General features: G+C 59.3%; 12 protein-coding genes. 4 read left to right on the forward strand and 8 right to left on the reverse strand.

Going from position 1 to position 19,166, the window contains the following annotated elements:
- Window positions 1-92: 92 nt before the first annotated feature.
- From OIS50_RS06910 to OIS50_RS06945, 8 genes are all read right to left on the reverse strand, one after another.
- Window positions 93-464: a phage holin family protein gene (locus tag OIS50_RS06910; RefSeq protein WP_264693584.1), complete on the reverse strand. Its 372-nt coding sequence runs from the start codon at window positions 462-464 to the stop codon at window positions 93-95.
- Between the two features lie 55 nt (window positions 465-519).
- On the reverse strand, window positions 520-1,617 hold the full coding sequence (locus OIS50_RS06915) for an agmatinase family protein (RefSeq protein ID WP_264693585.1): 1,098 nt from the start codon (window positions 1,615-1,617) through the stop codon (window positions 520-522).
- Window positions 1,618-1,650: 33 nt separating this feature from the next.
- The gene (locus OIS50_RS06920; RefSeq protein WP_264693586.1) at window positions 1,651-2,286 is read right to left on the reverse strand and encodes a chemotaxis protein CheC; all 636 of its coding nucleotides are present in this window, start codon (window positions 2,284-2,286) and stop codon (window positions 1,651-1,653) included.
- A gap of 68 nt (window positions 2,287-2,354) precedes the next feature.
- A complete protein-coding gene (locus OIS50_RS06925; protein WP_264693587.1) occupies window positions 2,355-3,992 on the reverse strand; it encodes a chemotaxis protein CheA in 1,638 nt (545 codons plus the stop codon).
- Window positions 3,989-5,089, reverse strand: a complete 1,101-nt coding sequence (locus OIS50_RS06930; protein WP_264693588.1) for a chemotaxis protein CheB — start codon at window positions 5,087-5,089, stop codon at window positions 3,989-3,991. The genes OIS50_RS06925 and OIS50_RS06930 overlap by 4 nt, the downstream gene beginning before the upstream one ends.
- 95 nt (window positions 5,090-5,184) lie before the next feature.
- A complete protein-coding gene (locus OIS50_RS06935; protein WP_264693589.1) occupies window positions 5,185-5,586 on the reverse strand; it encodes a response regulator in 402 nt (133 codons plus the stop codon).
- 48 nt (window positions 5,587-5,634) lie between these two features.
- On the reverse strand, window positions 5,635-6,171 hold the full coding sequence (locus OIS50_RS06940; RefSeq protein WP_264693590.1) for a chemotaxis protein CheW: 537 nt from the start codon (window positions 6,169-6,171) through the stop codon (window positions 5,635-5,637).
- An 85-nt stretch (window positions 6,172-6,256) separates the two neighbouring features.
- Window positions 6,257-10,693, reverse strand: a complete 4,437-nt coding sequence (locus OIS50_RS06945; RefSeq protein WP_264693591.1) for a methyl-accepting chemotaxis protein — start codon at window positions 10,691-10,693, stop codon at window positions 6,257-6,259.
- Between the two features lie 354 nt (window positions 10,694-11,047).
- On the opposite strand from OIS50_RS06945, the gene topA reads away from it, so the two are divergent.
- The 4 genes from topA to OIS50_RS06965 all read left to right on the forward strand — a co-directional run bounded on the left by topA (window position 11,048) and on the right by OIS50_RS06965 (window position 19,122).
- Window positions 11,048-13,486 carry a type I DNA topoisomerase gene (topA, locus tag OIS50_RS06950; RefSeq protein WP_264693592.1) on the forward strand — a complete coding sequence of 813 codons (2,439 nt, stop codon included), beginning with the start codon at window positions 11,048-11,050 and terminating at the stop codon, window positions 13,484-13,486.
- A gap of 99 nt (window positions 13,487-13,585) precedes the next feature.
- Window positions 13,586-14,482 (forward strand): DUF4846 domain-containing protein, encoded by an 897-nt coding sequence (locus OIS50_RS06955; protein ID WP_264693593.1) that lies wholly within the window; start codon window positions 13,586-13,588, stop codon window positions 14,480-14,482.
- A gap of 77 nt (window positions 14,483-14,559) precedes the next feature.
- Window positions 14,560-15,267, forward strand: a complete 708-nt coding sequence (locus OIS50_RS06960; protein ID WP_264693594.1) for an SIR2 family NAD-dependent protein deacylase — start codon at window positions 14,560-14,562, stop codon at window positions 15,265-15,267.
- A 135-nt stretch (window positions 15,268-15,402) separates the two neighbouring features.
- Window positions 15,403-19,122 (forward strand): metallophosphoesterase family protein, encoded by a 3,720-nt coding sequence (locus OIS50_RS06965; protein ID WP_264693595.1) that lies wholly within the window; start codon window positions 15,403-15,405, stop codon window positions 19,120-19,122.
- The last annotated feature ends 44 nt before the right edge of the window (window positions 19,123-19,166 follow it).

Below are 19,166 nucleotides of genomic sequence, written 5' to 3' on the forward strand. Positions count from 1 at the left end.
TGGGGCCCCAAGGCCTCTGATTTCCTGCAAACCAAAAAGGCCGCTCCTACTTGCGAAGGAGCGGCCTTTTTGCTGCATGTAACGCTGTCGCCTCAGTCAATAATCATATCGACAATGGCCGTGACGATGGTGAGCACGAAGCTAAAGATAAGGGCCGAAATAAAGCCATCGACTTTGAAGCCGGGCAGGATCCAATCGGCCAGCAGCAGGATGATGGCGTTGATGACCAACAGGAACAGACCTAGGGTCAGGATGGTGATGGGAAAACCGATGAACTTGAGAATCGGCTTGACAATCGCGTTCAGCAAGCCCAGCACTACTACCAACAACAACGCATCTACAAAGCTTCCTAGGTGAGCCCCCGGCAACACTTTGGTAAGCACGTAGGCGATGATGCCGCTAAGAATAAATTTCAGGATGAAGCCCATGATGAGCAGCTGTTTGGTGGAAAAGAAATTGCCCATCAGCTCGCACGGAGGAGCTGATGGGCAACTATACGAAAAAGCAAATATTTAGCTGCTATACGGCATCCATACCGTTGGCAGTAAGCCGGCCTTGCGAAACGGCCATCCAGTTGGCCATCTGATACAGCAAACGAGCACCCACGTTACCGTTCCAGTCAGTGTCGCCGGGGGCAACCTCGTTCAGGTCGCAGCCAATGATCTGGCGCCCGGAGCGTACCACCGCCCGAAGCAGGTACAGCGCTTCTTCAAACTCTAGCCCGCCGGGTACCGGCGTGCCCGTGCCGGGGCACAGTTTGGGGTCAAGTCCATCGATATCGAAGCTCAGGTACACCTTTTGGGGCAGCTGGGCGATGATCTTGCTGCATTGCTTTTTCCACGACTTCTTGCCGTACATCTCGTCGCGCAAAAAGCGGTGGTGGAACATTACTACACGCCCGCCCGATTGCGCAATCACGTCGGCTTCCTGCTGGCACAAGTCGCGAATGCCTACTTGCACCAGTTTTTTCACCTGCGGGAGTTGCAAGGCGTTGTACATGATGGAGGCATGCGAGTACTGGAAGCCTTCGTAGGCTACGCGCAGGTCGCAATGCGCATCAATCTGCAGAATCCCAAACTCTTCGTGGCGCTCGGCCAGGGCGTGCATGTAGCCCAGGGGCGTGCTGTGGTCGCCGCCGAGTACCACCACGGCTTTGCCGGCATCAAGGTACCGGCCGGTTTTTTCTTTCAGCCACTGCAGCAGCGCCTTGCCTCGCTCGGTAACCTTTGCCGGGATAACCTGGAGGTTGGCCGCGTTTTCCTGCGGTTGGCCATCCTCCAGCCAGTTGATGTAGTCCTCGGCGCTTTCGCGGAGCTTTTTGCTTTCGGCTTCCCACTCGGGGTCCACGGCTTCCATAGCCAGGCCCAGCTTCCAGGCATCGGCAATGTCCGGATCGTAGAGGTCGACTTGCGAAGAAGCCTCGGCAATAGCCGCGGGCCCTTGAGCCGTACCGGCGCGGTAGGATACCGTCACCTCCCACGGCACAGGCACCACAACTACTTGGGCCTCATCAACGGTGAAGGGCAAACCAAACAAGCCACCCGAAGTATCGCCAACGGCATTCGGGTCGAAGTTGGCCAGTTTCTGCTGCAGCGAAAGCGTGATGGGGTCGTGCATGAGGATGCGGTAAGAGGCACTGCTACCTGGCACCTAGGCGGTTGGGCCGTTGCCGGGCAGGTCGTAGGTGCGGATAATGGAAAGAATTTTGTCGAAAGTGGCGCGGTCGAAGAACAGCATGAGCGGCAGTTCCACGTTGCTGTTCTGATCGGAGAACTGCGTGATAACCGAGAAGATCAGCGGCTGCATCTGCGGATGCGACAGCAGCAGGTTATCAAGGGCGTGCGCCAGGTCGCCTTTGGGGGCCCGCGGCGGGGCGCCGTAAATCTTGGCCTTCAGAATGTTGGCCAGTTGCGTTACCAGCGCCCCAGTGATGATGTTACTGATTTCAAGCAGCAACGATTCCTGCATCTCGCTCAGGTTAAGGGTTTCCTCAACCGTTTGGCGCAAACACACCCGCGATAAGCGCTGAATGTGCTGCCCCGAGAAGAACATCAGGGTTGTACCATTGAAGTCGCCTTTGATGTCCGACTGCACAACGACGTGTTGCGCCTGGTACTTGTTCACCATCTTGAGTATATCGCGCGGACGGACGAGCTCGAGGCTCGGCACTTCCAGCAACACCCTTTCTTGGGCAATGGCAGCAAACGAGTCGGCTGCCCGCGCCAATCCGATGTTGAGGATTTCGCGGATAATGTCCCGTTCCAGATCGTTCATGTGCAGGTCCATACGGGTGGGTCAGTTAGGTAGCAGGCCGGCGGCAACTCGGCGGCGACCCGAATTTGGCTGTACGTGTATCATGGGCGGCGGGCTATGAAAAGGCGCGTCAGGGCTGGTACATCCAGTACCAGGCACACCTGCCCACTGCCGAGTAGTGTGACGCCACCAAACAAATCAATCATGTCGAGCGGCTGACTCACGGGTTTAATTACAATGTCCTGCTGACGCAGAAACTGGTCGACAATCAGGCCCAGCTTACGACCATTATAGCTGGTAATAATGATGTCTTGGCGGCCCATCAGGGCCTCCCGGTCGGCGGGTTGCAATGGCTCGTCGGAATCGTCGAGCAATTCGGCCAGCTTCACCACCGGAATGTGTTCTTCCTGCACTTTGGCCAGCAACATGCCGCCAACCGCGTGCAACTGCTCGGGCCGCAACGAAACCACCGAATCGGTGTGCATCAGCGGCAAAGCGTACGAGTGGCCATCGAGCTGGAACAACAAAGCGCCTTTAACGGCAATTGAGGTGGGCAGCACCAGCGTAAAGGTGGTGCCTTGGCCCAGCTGCGACTCCACGCGCAGCTGACCACCTAGGGAGTCGATGGCGAGCTTAACAACGTCAAGACCCACGCCACGACCCGAAATTTCGGTCACCTGCTCCGCCGTCGAAAACCCGGCCTCGAACATCAGGCCGTACACTTCAACGTCGCTCAGCCGACTGGCAACATCGGCTGGGATTTGACCGCGCTCCACCGCCTTGCGCCGCACGCGCTCCACGTCGATGCCGCGGCCATCGTCGATAATCCGGATCAGTACGTCGTCGCGCTCCGTTTGGGCCGAAAGCGTGAGATGTCCCATCGGCGATTTGCCAGCCCGAGCACGCTCTTCGGGCGTTTCGATGCCGTGGCCGATGGCATTGCGCACCAAGTGCAGCAACGCATCGGTGATAATCTGCAGGATGTTCCGGTCAATCTGGATATCCTGCCCGCTGATGGTCAGCTCCACCTGCTTCTGCTCGGCGGTGGCTACGTCGCGCACTACCCGCGGAAACTTGTTGAACAGCGTACCCACCCCTACCAGCCGGGCATCCATTACGGAATACTGCAGGTCGTCGGCCAGGCGGCTGAGGTGCGCGGCTACGCTCGTCAAACCGATGTCGCCGATTTCCTGGCTTAGGGTCAGCACCCGGTCCCGATCAATAATCAGCTCGCCAACCAGATTGAGCAGGTGGTCGAGCTTTTTGATGGGGATGTAAACCAGGTCGGAAAGCTCCAGCTTACGGTTGGCATCCTCGTCGGAGTGCGTAACCTGGTTGGCATCCAGCACGGGTTCTTCCCCGCGCATCACCCGGTCGAGGTTGTCCAGCAAGTCCGTGCTTTCGGGCAAGGGCTGGTTGGCGCCTACTGCCCGGATCATTTCACCTAGGGCATCGATGCCCGCAAACAGCACCGGCACCAAAGTACCTGAGAAAGTGCGCTCCTTGCTGCGGATTTCGCCGAAGATGGTCTCCATCCGGTGAGCCACCTCGCCAATCTCGGTATAGCCCATGGCGCGGGCGTTGGCCTTCAGATTGTGCATCAGGCGAAACAGCTCCTGCAGGGCAGCCTCGTCGTCGGGGCGCTTCTCCAGCACCGAAATGTGCTGGCTCATGGCATCGTAAGCCTCAAGGGCTTCAGCCATAAACAATTCCCGGTATTCCTGTTCGCGCGATTTCATCGGGTGTAGGAGCGGGAAACGGAAGTGGTTCGAGAAATCATCGGCCACGGGCGCATCAACTGCGTGTGGGCGGTGATAAAGCGTGGTACCTCGCCCAGGCCGAGCACCACGGATGCATGACCGGCACGAATCACCGATTTGGGCATGCCGAATACTACTGAGGATTCTTCGTCTTGGGCAACCACCGTACCACCAAGCTGACGCACTACCTGCGCGCCCACCGTACCGTCGTTGCCGAGCCCGGTTAGTACCACACCTAGGGTATTGCGGCCCGCCGCACGGGCAGCAGAGCTAAGCAGCAAGTCGATGCTGGGTTCGTCGAGCGCGGGGGCCTGCTCAGTAGCCGGAGCCAGCCACATTTGTTGCGGCAGGTTACCCTTAATCATCCAATGACGGCCGCCGGGTACCACCACTACTTTGCCGGGTTCGAGTCGCATGCCGGCAGCACCCTCTACTACGGGTAGCACCGAGGCTTTGCGCAGCCGCTCCACCAGCGTAGCAGTAAAAGAAGCAGGCAAGTGCACCGCCACTACCACTGCATGCCGAAGTCCGGATTGCAGCTGACGCACAATTTGCTCAACCGCGGCGGCTCCGCCCGTCGATCCACCCAGTACCACTACTCCCCTAGGTGGAGCACTGCTAATGCGGCGGAAGGCAGCCACCTCTGTTGCAGCTTCGGCTTTATGGGCTGAGCGGCCAACGTACGCCGTAACCGCCCGACGTGAGCGGTGTACCTTTCTGAGCAGCTCCCGACGAGCAAACGCATGATCGGGGTGCGAGGCGGCGGGCATGGGGCCGAAATGATCGTACACGCCCCATTTGGCAGTGTCGCGCAGCAGGCCCGTGCGCAGTTGCTGAGCCGAATACAAGAGCACAGGCCCCCGGTGGCAGGTAGCCAGCTTGTGCAGCATTGGAGCCGATTGATCTCCTACAATAACCAAATCAGGACGCAAAGCCTTGGTTTGATCGAGCAGGTCGTCGGCGCCGGAGGTGCTGGCAACAATCCGCACGTCTTTGTCCGTCCGCAGCACCTTGGACACAGCCAGGCGCACCAAACCTGGCAAATCGCCAAGTAGGATGGTCAGGGGTGCAGGCACAACGGAAGAATTAAGCAAAACGAAACTGGTGGATTGAAGTAGGCTCATCCAAGCAGCTGCATTGGGCAGCTGCAAGCAAGCTCAGGCAAAAACTGTTACTCAGCGGTTTCCGAGGCCGACGAATCGCCACCGGCTTCTTGCAAAGCACTGCTCACGATTTCGAGTACTTTGTCCTCGGAGAAAGGCTTCACGATGTAAGCCATGGCACCGCTTTCGAGTGCTTCGTTTACAATAACCTCCTGCCCTACTGCGCTGCACATCACGATTTTTACATCGGGCAGCTCCAGTCGGATGTCCTTCAGTACTTCCAAACCGGTGTTATCAGGCAAAATTACGTCGAGCGTAATCAGGTCAGGCTTGGTTTGCGAGGCCAGCTCCCGTGCCTGTTGGCCATTGGCGGCCTCGCCCACCACGTCGTAACCGGCGTCGGTGAGCATGTTCTTCAGCATCGTGCGCATGTAGAAAGAATCGTCTACGATGAGGATGCGGTTTTTCATAGGGTCGGATTAAGAAGACTCGATGGGAAAATGTGATTGAAATCAGGGCTATTTACGCTCAGCACTGGCAGAAGATGCTGCGCGAGGCCGGAGCTGCATGATTTCTTCGGGAGTGAGCAACTTGAGCATGTCCAACACGATGATTATGCGGTTGTCGACCCGAGCAATTCCCTCGATGTACTTGTCGTGAATGTTGATGTCCTGAATGAAGTCAGGAGCCTGTTCGATGCTGGAAGCCGGAATGGAGATTGGCTGTGGTACTTCGCGCACGATGATACCGATGGTATAATCACGCGCTTCGATTGCCAGCGTAAAGGTTTGCGCCGGCAAGGGCTGATCGGTCCGGCGCAACCGAAACCGCTCTTCCAGATCGATGATGGCAATAATGTCGCCGCGAAGATTGGCGATGCCCTTGACAAAACGAGGTGTTTTGGGCATACGGGCAATTTCCGGAGTCACCGTCACCTCTTTTACCTGCTCAATGCGGATTCCATACTCCTCGTTACCTAGGCGGAAAACGATAAGCTGAACAGGTGCTTCTGACTTTTGTGGCTTCTTTTCTGCGGCAGCCGAATTTTCAGTCATGCGCTAGGAGTAGCTGAGCGGAGCAGGCTGGTCGGGCAGAACGCATGCACTCATGCGTTCTGCCCGCCAATTACCTTACAGCGAGTTATTTATTCTTGCGTTTGGGAGCAGCCTTGGGTGCTTCGCCCTCTTCTTTCCCGGCCTTGGCCGTAGCCGGAGCATGCGGCTCGCCATTAGGAGCCGGCGGTGCCGGGCGACGTGCCGGAGCCTTTCGCGGAGCCGGGCCTGCCGGAGCCGCTTCGGCTGCTGCCGGTTTGCGGGTAGCACGGGCGGGCTCGGGCGTACCGTTCGATTGCGGACGGGGCATTGGCACCGGGCGAGTTGGGCGGCTAGGGGGCGTTACGGCCGTTCCGCTGTTTGCTACCGTGCGCGCCGCTGCCGCCGTTACCGAACGGTTAGGCGTGCGCGCTGCACGTGCCGCTACCTCTTCGCGTGCCGATACATGCCCTTGCTGCATACGCCGCAAGCTGCTGCGCACGGGCGGCGCGGGCTCGTAGTACACGTCTTCGGCTAGGTGATCCATCAGCTGGAAGGCCGATAAACCAACCTGCAGGTCGTCGGCAATGTCGGTCAGCTTCTGGCTCGAAGCCGTCAGTTCCGACATCGAGCTCGAAAGCTGCTTGGCCGTGCTGGCTACCTGCTGCGTACCCGAAGCCGTTTGCTCGGCAATGGCTACTACTTCCTCTACGTACTTTACTACGTCGCCAATCGAGGTCTTCTGAATCTCGGTTGCCGTGAGAATGTCGCGCGAGGTACGAAGGATTTCGCCCGAAGAGGTAGCAATGTTCTTAAAGGCCGAGCTGGCCTCGAAGGTTGCGTTCTTCCCTTTCAGTACTCGGCCTTCCATGGTCGAAATAGCGGTTGCGGCCGAGGCGGTGTCTTTCCGTACGTCCTCTACCAGCGTGGCAATTTCGTTGGCCGATTTGCGCGAGCCTTCGGCCAGCTTGCGGATTTCCTCGGCTACTACCGCGAAACCACGGCCGGCTTCACCAGCACGGGCAGCTTCGATAGCAGCGTTCAGCGCCAGCAAGTTGGTTTGAGCAGCAATGTCGGTGATTACACCCAGCGACTTCGAGATATCCTGCGAGCGAACCGAGAGTACATCGATGGTTTTGGCCGTTTGGGCCGAAGCGCTGGAGATTTCCTCCATGTTCTTAACCACTTCCGCTACCGTTTTCAGACCCAGCTGCGAGGTTTGCTCACCAAGGATGGCGGCTTTGTTTACCACGTCGGCCTTGTTGGCGGTTTCCTTCGTGGCCTGCATGATTTCCTCGATCAGCTTAAACGCCTGGTCGGTTTTCATAGCCTGGTTTTGCGCACCCTCTGCCATCTGTTGCATGGCAAGCGATACGTCAACCGTTACGCGGCTCATTTCGAGGCCTTTCTGCGCCATTTCTTCCGACGACGCCCCTACTACCAACGAAGAGTCGTTGATTTCAGCAAGCAGTTCGTTCAAGCTCTCAACGGCCGTGTTCAAGGCCATTGCCATGGCGTAGATATCACCCGCAGTGGGTACTTCTACCTTTTGCGTCAGGTCACCTTCCGATACGGCCCGTACCACACGCGATACTTCCAGTACCGGCGAGGCAATCGACTCGATCAGGTCGTTCAGCGTGTCTACGATGTCTTTCCACGAGCCCGATACACCGGTTACCATGGCACGCTCGGTCAGCTTGCCTTCCACACCGGCTACGCGGCTTACTTCCTGCGCCAAGCGGTTCAGGTCGTCCACCATTCGGTTAATGGTTTCGGCCAGATCAGCCACCTCGCCGCGGGCTTCCAGGGTCAGCTTCTGAGTAAGGTCACCTTGCGATACACCGGTTACTACCTTCACGATACCACGTACCTGCGTGGTAAGGTTGGCAGCCATGCGGTTTACGTTGTCGGTGAGGTCTTTCCATACCCCGCTCACGTTCGGTACGTTGGCCTGGCCACCTAGGCGGCCTTCGGTACCTACTTCCTGAGCTACACGGGTTACCTCGCCGGCAAATACGTTCAGCGAGTCCACCATTCGGTTGATGTTGTCCTTAAGCTCCAACATCTCGCCCCGAACGTCTACCGATACCTTCTGGCTCAAATCGCCGCGGGCTACGGCGGTGGTTACGTTGGCAATGTCTCGTACCTGCGAGGTCAGCGACGCGGCCATCGTGTTTACGTTGTCGGTCAGCTCCTTCCAGGTACCCCGAACGTTCGGCACTACTGCCTGGCCACCCAGCTTACCTTCGGTACCTACTTCGCGCGCCACGCGGGTTACTTCGTCACCGAACGTGTTCAGCGAGTCCACCATCTGGTTGAGGTTTTCCTTCAACTGTAGCAGCTCACCTTTCACATTTACCGTGATTTTCTGGCTCAAGTCGCCGCGGGCTACAGCGGTAGCCACGTTGGCAATGTCACGCACCTGAGAAGTCAGGTTCGAGGCCATCGTGTTTACGTTGTCGGTAAGGTCTTTCCATACCCCACCCACGTTTGGCACGTTAGCCTGACCACCTAGGATACCCTCGGTACCTACTTCACGTGCCACGCGGGTTACCTCGCCGGCGAAGATGTTCAGCGAGTCCACCATCTGGTTCAGAATGTTCTTCAGATCCAGCAGTTCGCCCTTAACATCTACCGTGATTTTCTGGGTCAGGTCACCTTTTGCTACCGCAGTTGCTACGTTGGCAATGTCTCGCACCTGGCTCGTAAGGTTCGAGGCCATGGTGTTTACGTTGTCGGTCAGTTCTTTCCAGGTACCGCCTACACGGGGCACAACGGCTTGGCCGCCGAGCTTACCTTCCGTACCTACTTCGCGTGCTACGCGGGTTACTTCGTCACCGAAGATGTTGAGCGAGTCCACCATCTGGTTCAAGATGTTCTTGAGCTCCAGAATTTCGCCCTTTACGTTCACGGTCATCTTCTGCGACAAGTCGCCGCGGGCTACCGCAGTTGCTACGTTGGCAATGTCACGCACCTGAGAAGTCAGGTTGGAGGCCATGTTGTTTACGTTGTCGGTGAGTTCTTTCCAAACCCCGCCAACGCCCGGCACCACGGCCTGGCCACCTAGCTTACCCTCGGTACCTACTTCCAGTGCTACGCGGGTTACTTCGCCGGCAAACAGGTTCAGCGAGTCCACCATCTGGTTCAGGTTCTGCTTCAGTTGGAGCAGCTCGCCTTTTACGTCTACCGTAATCTTCTGCGTCAGGTCGCCTTTGGCTACCGCGGTGGCTACATTGGCAATGTCACGCACCTGAGAAGTCAGGTTAGCAGCCATCGTGTTTACGTTGTCCGTCAGGTCCTTCCACACACCTGCTACGCTCGGTACGTTGGCCTGACCACCTAGACGGCCTTCGGTACCTACTTCCTGCGCCACACGGGTTACCTCACCAGCAAAGAGGTTGAGCGAGTCCACCATCTGGTTGAGGTTCATCTTGAGCTGCAACAGCTCGCCCTTAACATCAACCGTGATTTTCTGCGACAAGTCACCTTTGGCTACGGCCGTTGCTACGTTGGCAATGTCACGTACCTGGCTCGTCAAGTTGGCGGCCATGTTGTTTACGTTGTCGGTGAGGTCTTTCCAAACACCACCTACACCGGGCACAACGGCCTGACCACCTAGCTTACCTTCGGTACCTACTTCTTGTGCTACGCGGGTTACCTCGCCGGCAAACGTGTTCAGCGAGTCCACCATCTGGTTGATGTTCTGCTTCAGCTGCAGAATTTCGCCTTTCACGTCTACCGTGATTTTCTGCGTCAGGTCGCCTTTAGCTACGGCCGTTGCTACGTTGGCAATGTCACGTACCTGCAGGGTCAGGTTCGAGGCCATCGTGTTCACGTTGTCGGTGAGGTCCTTCCACACCCCGCCTACGTTCGGTACCGACGCTTGGCCGCCCAGCTTACCCTCGGTACCTACTTCCTGCGCCACGCGGGTTACCTCGCTGGCGAATACGTTCAGGTTGTCGATGGTTTTGTTGATGGTTTCGGCCATCAACTTAAAGTCACCCGACACCGGAATCTGGAACGATTCGTCCAGGTTACCGCGGCTGATGTTCTTCAGTACCTTGCCTACCTCCAACACCGGTACGGCGATGGAGTCAACCAAACCGTTGATGTTGTTGATCATGTCGCGCCAGAAGCCCGTGGCGTTTTCGCCGGAGGCGCGCGCCTTCAGGTTGCCTTCTACCCCCGCTACTTTCGAGATGCGCGATACCTCGCCACCTACGCCGCCGATCATCTCTACCATCGAGTTGTAGGCTTCGGCTATTTCGGCGAAGATGTCGTCGTTCTGTTTGGTCAAACGCACCGAAATGTCGCCTTTTTTGAAGGCGTCGAGGGCGTACAGAACCCGGTTCAGCTGCTCGTTAACGTAGTCAGGGTCTTGCGTACCCGCCGAGCTGCCGCGAGCCGCCCCACGCTTGCGCGTCAGGTCAGAGCTCACGCGGTCTGGCGTTTCGGGCTTGCCCGTCTCAGCGTCAACGGGCAGATCAGCGTCGTCGTCGAGAGGCGTAAGGTTCGTAGCAGGTTTGCTGTTCTTACCGGAGGCCATAGAAGGAAGGGTCGAAGCGCAAAAAAGCGCGGTGAAGGCAGGTGGCCGCCCGCTGGGGGTAGTGGGCAGCACTGACAAAAGTAGCAAACGCAGTTGGTTGCGCGCTACTATATATTCTTTTTGGCATCGGTGCCGTGGTTTTTATCGTTGACAGGGTATTGATCGGCAATACTTTCGGGAGGTCGAAACTCCTTTAGATACATGGGTGTTGAACTTGCCCTAGGCGCTGTTTCCTAGCGAGGATGGATTATTCACCCATCTTTGCGGCCGAGTTCAACACCCTGTTGAGCTTTTTCGTTTCCTTTTTTACCTCCGCAGCTCCACTAGCGCCTTACCACTACCCACCCCTATTCTATGGTTAAGAACCTCGTCATCGTGGAGTCGCCTGCCAAAGCCAAAACGATTGAAGGCTACCTAGGCAAAGACTTTATCGTTAAGTCAAGCTTCGGACACGTGCGCGACTTACCGAAGGACAACAACGCCATTGACATTCAGAACGGCTTTAAACCGACTTATGTCGTTTCGCCCGATAAGCGCGAGGTAATCTCTCAGCTGAAGAAGCTGGCCAAAGAAGCGGAAACCGTGTGGCTGGCAAGCGACGCCGACCGCGAGGGCGAGGCCATTTCGTGGCACCTGGCCGAAACGCTCGACCTGACGAATGCCAAAACCCGGCGCATCGTTTTCCGCGAGCTGACGAAGAACGCCATCCTGAACGCCATCGATTCGCCCCGCGAGATTGACCTGAATCTGGTAAACGCCCAGCAGGCCCGCCGCGTGCTCGACCGCCTCGTGGGCTTCGAGCTTTCGCCGGTGCTCTGGAAGAAGGTGAAAACCGGCCTCTCGGCCGGTCGTGTGCAGTCGGTGGCGGTGCGCCTGGTGGTGGAGCGCGAGCGGGAAATTCAGCAGTTCAAAACCTCGTCGGCCTACCGCGTGGTGGCACGCTTTGACGCGGGCAACGGCGCCGTGCTCGAGGCTGAGTTGCCCCAGCGCCTGAAAACGCTGGAGGAAGCCGAGGCATTTCTGGCCCGGTGCGCAGGTGCAGCCTACCGCATCGAAACGCTGGAGAAAAAGCCCGGCAAGCGCAGCCCCGCGCCGCCCTTTACTACCTCTACCCTGCAGCAGGAAGCCTCGCGCAAGCTGGGCTTTTCGGTGGCGCAAACCATGAGCGTTGCGCAGCGTCTGTACGAGGCCGGCAAGATCAGCTACATGCGTACCGACTCGGTGAACCTGTCGCAGGAAGCCCTGAACGGTGCCAAGGCCGAAATTACCCGCGCCTACGGTCCGGAGTACTCCTACACGCGTCAATTCAAAACCAAAGCCGCTTCGGCTCAGGAAGCGCACGAGGCCATTCGCCCCACCGACTTTTCGTTGGTGAAAGCCGGCGAAGATTCGGCCGAGCAGCGCCTCTACGACCTCATCCGCAAGCGGGCCCTGGCCTCGCAAATGGCCGAGGCCGAAATTGAGCGCACGGTCGCTACCATTGGTATCAGCACCCAGCCGGGCGTAACGCTTACGGCCACGGGCGAGGTTATCACCTTCGAGGGCTTCCTGAAAGCATACAGCGAATCGAAAGATGAGGATGATAACGACGGCGAATCGTCGTTTTCGCGGGGTCTGCCCCCGCTCAACGTAGGCCAGCAGCTGCCGCTGCAGCGCCTGTCGGCTACGGAGCGCTACGCGCAACCGCCCGCTCGCTACACCGAAGCTTCGCTGGTAAAAAAGCTGGAAGAAATGGGCATTGGCCGCCCGTCGACCTACGCGCCTACCATCAGCACTATTCAGAAGCGCGGCTACGTGGAGAAAGACACCCGCGAGGGCAAGGAGCGCAAGTTTCATGTGCTGACGCTCGACGGCCAGCAGGTAAACACCGAAACCAAAACCGAAGTCTACGGCGCCGACCGCGGCAAGCTGTTCCCGACGGATACGGCCATGGTGGTGAACGACTTTCTGGTTGAGCACTTCCCGCTGATTATCGATTACTCCTTCACGGCCAAAGTGGAGGAAGAATTCGACCGTATTGCGGAGGGCCAGGAAGCCTGGGAGCAGATGATTGCGGGCTTCTACGGCACTTTCCACGAAACCGTGGAGCGCGGCAAAGAGGTGGAGCGCGCCGATGTGGGCACTACGCGCCTGGTGGGTGAGCACCCCGAAACCGGCGACAAGATTTACGCCAAGCTGGGCCGCTTTGGGCCCTATGTGCAGCTGGGTGAAGCCGAAGGCGAAACCAAGCCCGCCTACGCCAACCTGCGCAAAGGCCAGTTTATTGAAACCCTGACGCTGGAGGAGGCGCTGGAGTTGTTTAAGCTGCCGCGCGTGGTGGGCCAGCACGAGGAAAAGGACATGACGGCGGCCATCGGCCGCTTCGGACCCTACATCCGCCACGACGGCAAGTTTTACTCGCTGGCCAAAGGCCAGGACCCGCATACGGTTACGCCCGAAGAAGCCGTTCAGCTAATCGCCGACAAGCGCAAGCAAGAGGCCGAAAAGGTGATTCTCACGTTTGAGCCCGAAGGCCGTGCCGATGTGCAGGTGCTCAACGGCAAGTACGGCCCCTACATCGTGTGCGGCGGCAAAAACGTGAAAATCCCGAAAGGCGAAGAGCCCCGTAGCCTAAGCCTAGCGCGTTGCCTGGAGCTGGCCGAGGCTACGCCCGATAAACCCGCCCGCGGCCGCTTCGGGGCCAAGAAAACGGCCGAACCCGCTGCCAAAGCTCCGGCTAAAAAGGCCACCGCAGCCGCCAAAAAGCCCGCCGCTAAGAAAGCTACAGGCACCACCAAAAAAGCCGCTAAGTAGCCCTGGCAACTCAACCAAAAAGCCCCGCCGCTAACCGCCGGCGGGGCTTTTGCTGTATTGAGCCTATACAATATTCGAGGCGGGCTGCGTTGCTGATTTATGTTCTCGACATTGCCTCTGCCGGCCCTAGGTCTGGCACTGCTCCTGGCTACGGGCAGCCCCCTCGCCCCTCCCCATTTCGTTGCCCAGCCCAAACCACCTAGGGCCGGAGTAACCGACGGCAACGCCTACCGCTGGCTCACGCACCCCTACCACGAGCAGCAGACGTTGGCGGCACGCTTTGCACCGCCCGCGGGTTGCCAGCGCGTGGCCGCTGCACCCAACTCTTTTGCGGAGTGGTTGCGCCACTTGCCGCTGCGCCCGAAAAACACGCCCGTGTACCTGCACAACGGCCGCCTGAAAACGCCGCAAACCGTGCACGCCGCCGTGCTCGATATCGACACGGGCCCGCGCGATTTGCAGCAGTGCGCCGATGCCGTGATGCGCCTGCGGGCCGAGTATCAGTTTACCCGCAACTACCGGCAAATTCATTTTCACCTGACCAGCGGCCACGACATCTGGTTCGGCGACTGGGTTGAGGGCCGGGGCTTCCGGGTGCAGGGCGAAGAAGTACTGCCCGCACCCAGGGCCGCCGAGGCACCCACGCACGCCGCCCTGCGCCGCTACCTCGATCAGATTTTCACCTACGCCGGTTCGCTCTCGCTAAGCCGTGAGCTGCGGCGCGTGCCCCTGAACGATGTGCAGCCAGGCGACGTGTTCATCAAGGGCGGCGCGCCGGGGCATGCGGTAATGGTGCTTGATGTGGCCGAGCACGCTACCACCAAACGCCGCTACGCGCTGCTGGCCCAAAGCTATATGCCGGCCCAGGACATGCACGTGCTCCGCAACCGCCCCGGTCTGGGCCTGGGGGCCTGGTTTCTCATCGACCCCGCCGCCGAACTGATTGAAACGCCCGAGTGGGATTTCACGGCTGCGCAGCTGATGCGCTGGCAGTAGCGGCTTAACTGCCCTAGGTGGTTTTGCGTTGAACAGCACCGGGCAGGGCGGTAAGCCAAGCCACTATATTTCGGACCATGACTCGCAAGAAAATCGTTGTACTCACGGGCGCCGGCATTTCGGCAGAAAGCGGCCTGGCTACTTTTCGGGCTTCGGATGGGCTTTGGGAAAACCACCGCGTGGAGGATGTGGCCTCGCCCGAAGGCTGGGCCAAAGACCCGAAGCTGGTGCTGGAGTTTTACAACCAACGACGCGCAGCCGCACGCCACGCGCAGCCCAATACCGGCCATTTGGCATTGGTTGAGCTAGAGAAAGCCTACGAGGTGGTAATCGTGACGCAGAACGTCGATGACCTGCACGAGCGCGCGGGCTCCAGCCACGTTATCCATTTGCACGGCAAACTGATGGAAGCCCGCAGCACCCGTTTCGAGGAGCTGGTGTACCCCGTTGAGGGCGACCGGATTGAGCTGGGCCAAACCTGCGAACGAGGCCACCAGCTGCGCCCCAACATTGTGTGGTTTGGCGAGTCCGTACCGCTGATGGAACGCGCCATGGAAGAAGCCGCCACGGCCGACATAATGCTGGTAATTGGCACCTCGCTGCAGGTGTACCCAGCGGCCGGGCTTATTCATTACCTGCCCAGCAACTGCCCGCTTTACGTCGTCGATCCGAGCTTGCCGAGGGTATCGCGGCGGGGCAACGTAGAGCTGATTGCCGAGCCGGCTACCGTTGGGGTGCCGCGGCTCGTGCAGGAGCTACTCGATCGGGCAACGGCCAACCAATAACCGGGCGAAGTGGGGTGGCCACACCCAGGCGCAACTGTCGTGTTATCCGCCTAGGTAGTTTTCGCGTAGGTAGTGCATTTGGTGCCGCGCACCACACCGTGGGCAGCGGCATTTCCGCTCCATTTCTGCTTATCTATGAGCTATATCTACCGCCGGCTGCTTGTGGCTGGTTTGCTGCTGACGGCTGCCTTGCCCGCCCGTTCGCAGTCGGTGCCGGCCGCGCACCATGTGTACCTGTTGGGCAATACCGCCGGCCCCATTCCGGAAGCCCGGCTTCGCTCCTTGCGCCGCACCCTGGAGCAGGAAACGACTCCCTTTACGGTGGTGCACCTAGGCGACATCGTAGGCAACGAGGGCCTGTCGGAAAAGCAGGATACCACCCGCGCCTCGCTCGAAGCCCGCGCCAACGCCTTGCTGGCATTGGTGAAAGATTTGCCCAACGGCCGCATCTACTTTGTACCCGGCGACAAAGACTGGAACAACTCGGGCCGCGACGGGCAAAAGAGCGTACGGCGGTTGGAGAAGTACATCGAAGCGCAGCTGGGCGGCCAGAACGTGTTTTTGCCCAGCAACGGCTGCCCCGGCCCCGAAATCGTGGATGTGGCGCCGCTGGTGCGCCTCGTTGCCCTGAACACGCCGTGGTGGTCGCACCCCTTCGACCGGCCCGAGGCCCCCGATACCGACTGCAAAACCATGTCGGCCGGGGAGTTTCGGGAGCAGCTGCAGGATGTACTCGACGAAACCCGCGGGCGCAACGTACTGCTGGTGGGGCACCAGCCCGTTATCAGCAATGGCACCTACGGCGGCTATCAGCCCCTTAAGCGCCACCTCTCCCCGCCGGTGCTCGGCACCATAAACGCGGCATACCGGCAAAACGTGGGCACCCCGCGCGACATGGCCTCGCCTGGTTATCAGGCGTTTCGCAAAACCATGCTGAGCACGCTCAAGGAGCACCCAAACGCGCTGTACGTTGCGGCCCACGATTTCAACCTGCAGCTTACGCCCTTCGAGCGTAACTACCATGTGGTGTCGGGCAGCTTTTCGCACGTCGAGCCGGTGGCCAGCAACGCCAAGTCGCTTTACAACGAGGCCGAAGCCGGCTATACGCGCCTCGATTACGCCCCCGATGGCACCGTGAAAGCCGTGTTCATCACCTTTGACAAGCGCAACGCCGACACCACAAAAGAGGCCTTTACGGCTACGTTGTTTCAGTCGGCTTGCCTGCCCGAAAACAAAGACGTACCCACCAACCCCTACCTGCCCAACTGCCCCTCCAACTCCAGCGCCGCTGGCGCACCTAGGGCCGAGGGCTCTGCAGCCACCACCGCTACTGTAACCCCAGGCCCGCAGTACCGGGCGCATGGTTTGCAAAAGCCTTTGATGGGCCCGCTGTACCGTAGCACCTGGACGCAGCCCGTAACCGTACCCGTGCTCGACCTCAGCACCGAAAAAGGTGGGCTGCGCCCCTACAAACGGGGCGGCGGACGCCAAACCACGTCGCTCAAGTTTATTGCGGCCGACAGCTCGGAGTACACCTTCCGCTCGGTTGATAAAGACGTCACCAAAATTCTGCCGCCCGAGCTGCGCAATTCCGTAGCGGCCGATATCCTGCGCGACATCACCCCCACGGCGCACCCGTATTCGGCGCTGGTGGTGGCGCCGCTGCTCGACCGCACCGACATTTTGCACGCCCGCCCCAGGTTGTTTGCGCTGCCCGACAACCAACAGCTCGGCACCTTTCGGGAGCAATACGCCGGGCTGCTCGGCACCTTGGAGGAAGACCCTTGGGATAAGAAATACAACCTGCACGGCTTTGGTGGCGCCGATGAGGTGCGGCGCTCCTTCAGCATGTTTCGGCAACTCTACAAAGACAACGACAATCGCGTTGATGCCCTGGCCCTAGGTAAGGCCCGCGCTTTCGACATGCTGGTGGCCGACTTTGGCAAGCACGACGACAACTGGAAATGGGCCGAGTACGACGAAGGCAAGCAGAAGATCTTTAAGCCCATTCCGCGCGACCGTGACCAGTCGTTCACCCTCTGGAACGGCGCCCTCACCTGGATTGCCAACCGCGAATGGGCCGTGCCCAGTATCGAGGATTTCGGCGAGCATTTCCGCGACCTGGAAAGCCTGAACTGGCCCGCTCGCCACCTCGACCGCGCCTTGCTGCAGTCGCTCTCGCGCGAGGATTGGCGCCGCATCGGCCAGTATCTGCAGCAGCGCATTACGCCGGCCGCCATCGACTCGGCTACGGCGCAACTGCCCCAGGAAATCCAGGGTATTTCGGGCCGCGATATTAACCGCAAGCTGAAAAGCCGCATTCAGGAGCTGCCCCAGGCCCTCGACGAGTACTACCTGATGCTGGCCCGCGACGTGGACGTGGTAGGCTCGAACAAGGGCGAGGTCTTCGAGGTGCAGCGCCTGGCCGGCGGCCAGGTGCGGGTGCAGGTGAGCAAGCGCGACGACGACGGCAATGCCAAAGGCCAGCCCTTTTTCGACCGCACGTTTGTGCGCGGCGAAACGCGCGACATCCGGTTATACGGGCTCGATGGCCGCGACGTGTTTCGGCTGACCGGCAACGAATCGGGTAGCATTCGGGTGCGCGTTATTGGTGGCGAAGGCAAAGACCAGATTACCAACAACTCGAGCGGGGGCCGCACCGAGGTGTACGATGCAGCCGGCACCGAGCTGCTAGCCACCACGCCAACTGCCGATCGGCGCTCCAACCGCCTGGGCATAAACCACTACGACCGCAACGCTTTTGAGTACGACGGCTACGCGCCGCGGGGTGCCATCTTGTTCAACCGCAACGACGGCTTCGGGGTGGCAGCCGGTTTCGACTGGGTAAAGCAGGGTTTCCGCAAGCCCGATTACCGCGTGCGCTACGGCATTGATGCGCAGTACACCACCGGCGGCAACCGGCAGCTTACGGGCAACGTGCGCTGGCGCTACCTTTTCGGCAAAGTCGATTTTGGCGTGCGCGGCACCTACGGCAACTACTTCCCGTTCTACAACTTCTTCGGGCTGGGCAACAACACCCGCAAAGACGACGACCTCTTCGACGACAATTTTTACCGGGCGCGCTACCGTGGCTACCAAACCGAAGCCTTTTTTGAGCGTGTAATCCGGCAGAAAAGCCTGTTGCGCGTGGGCCCGGTGTACGAACAGTACCAAAGCGACTTTGCCCGCAACAGCTACCTAGGGCAACTGGTAAACCAGAACGGCCAGCCCATTCCTTCCGACGACCCCGTGCCCGATGTGGCCTTCCAGCGCCTGCTGGGCGGCCGGGCCGTGCTCGATCTGGATTTCCGCGACCGGAAGCAATTCGCCCGCAAGGGCGTGCGCCTCTACGGCGAGCATACCACCTGGCGCCAGCTCAACCAAGGCAAGCGCACGTTCGGCCTCTCCGAAGGCTTTGCCGAGTACTACGGCACGGCGCGCCTAGGTATTCCGGTAACGCTGGTGGTAAAGGGCGGCGGCGGCAAAAACTACGGCCCCGTCGATGAAATTCCGTTTTACAAGTTCACGCAACTGGGTTTGCGCCAAAACCTGCGCGGCTACGTGCGCAACCGCTTCACCGGCGACGCCTCGCTGTACCTGAACTCCGAGCTTCGCCTGTCGCTGGGCTACGCCAACACCCAGTTTTTGCCGTTCTACTACGGCGTGTTCGGTTTCTACGACCAGGGCCAGGTGTACTACAAAGGCGCGGCCGCGGGCGGGTGGCACCGCGGCTACGGCGGCGGTTTTTACATCTCACCCGTGTATGAAACGCTGGCTTTATCCGTTTCGGTGCAAAGCTCGGCCGAAGAGAAGTACCTGCTGCAGTTTGGTTTAGGTTTCCGCATCGACCAGTAACAGTAGGCATGCCGAGTAAATAAAGGCCGGGAATAACCCGGCCT

Origin of the sequence: Hymenobacter sp. YIM 151858-1, assembly GCF_025979705.1 — a bacterium.
Taxonomy (GTDB): domain Bacteria; phylum Bacteroidota; class Bacteroidia; order Cytophagales; family Hymenobacteraceae; genus Solirubrum.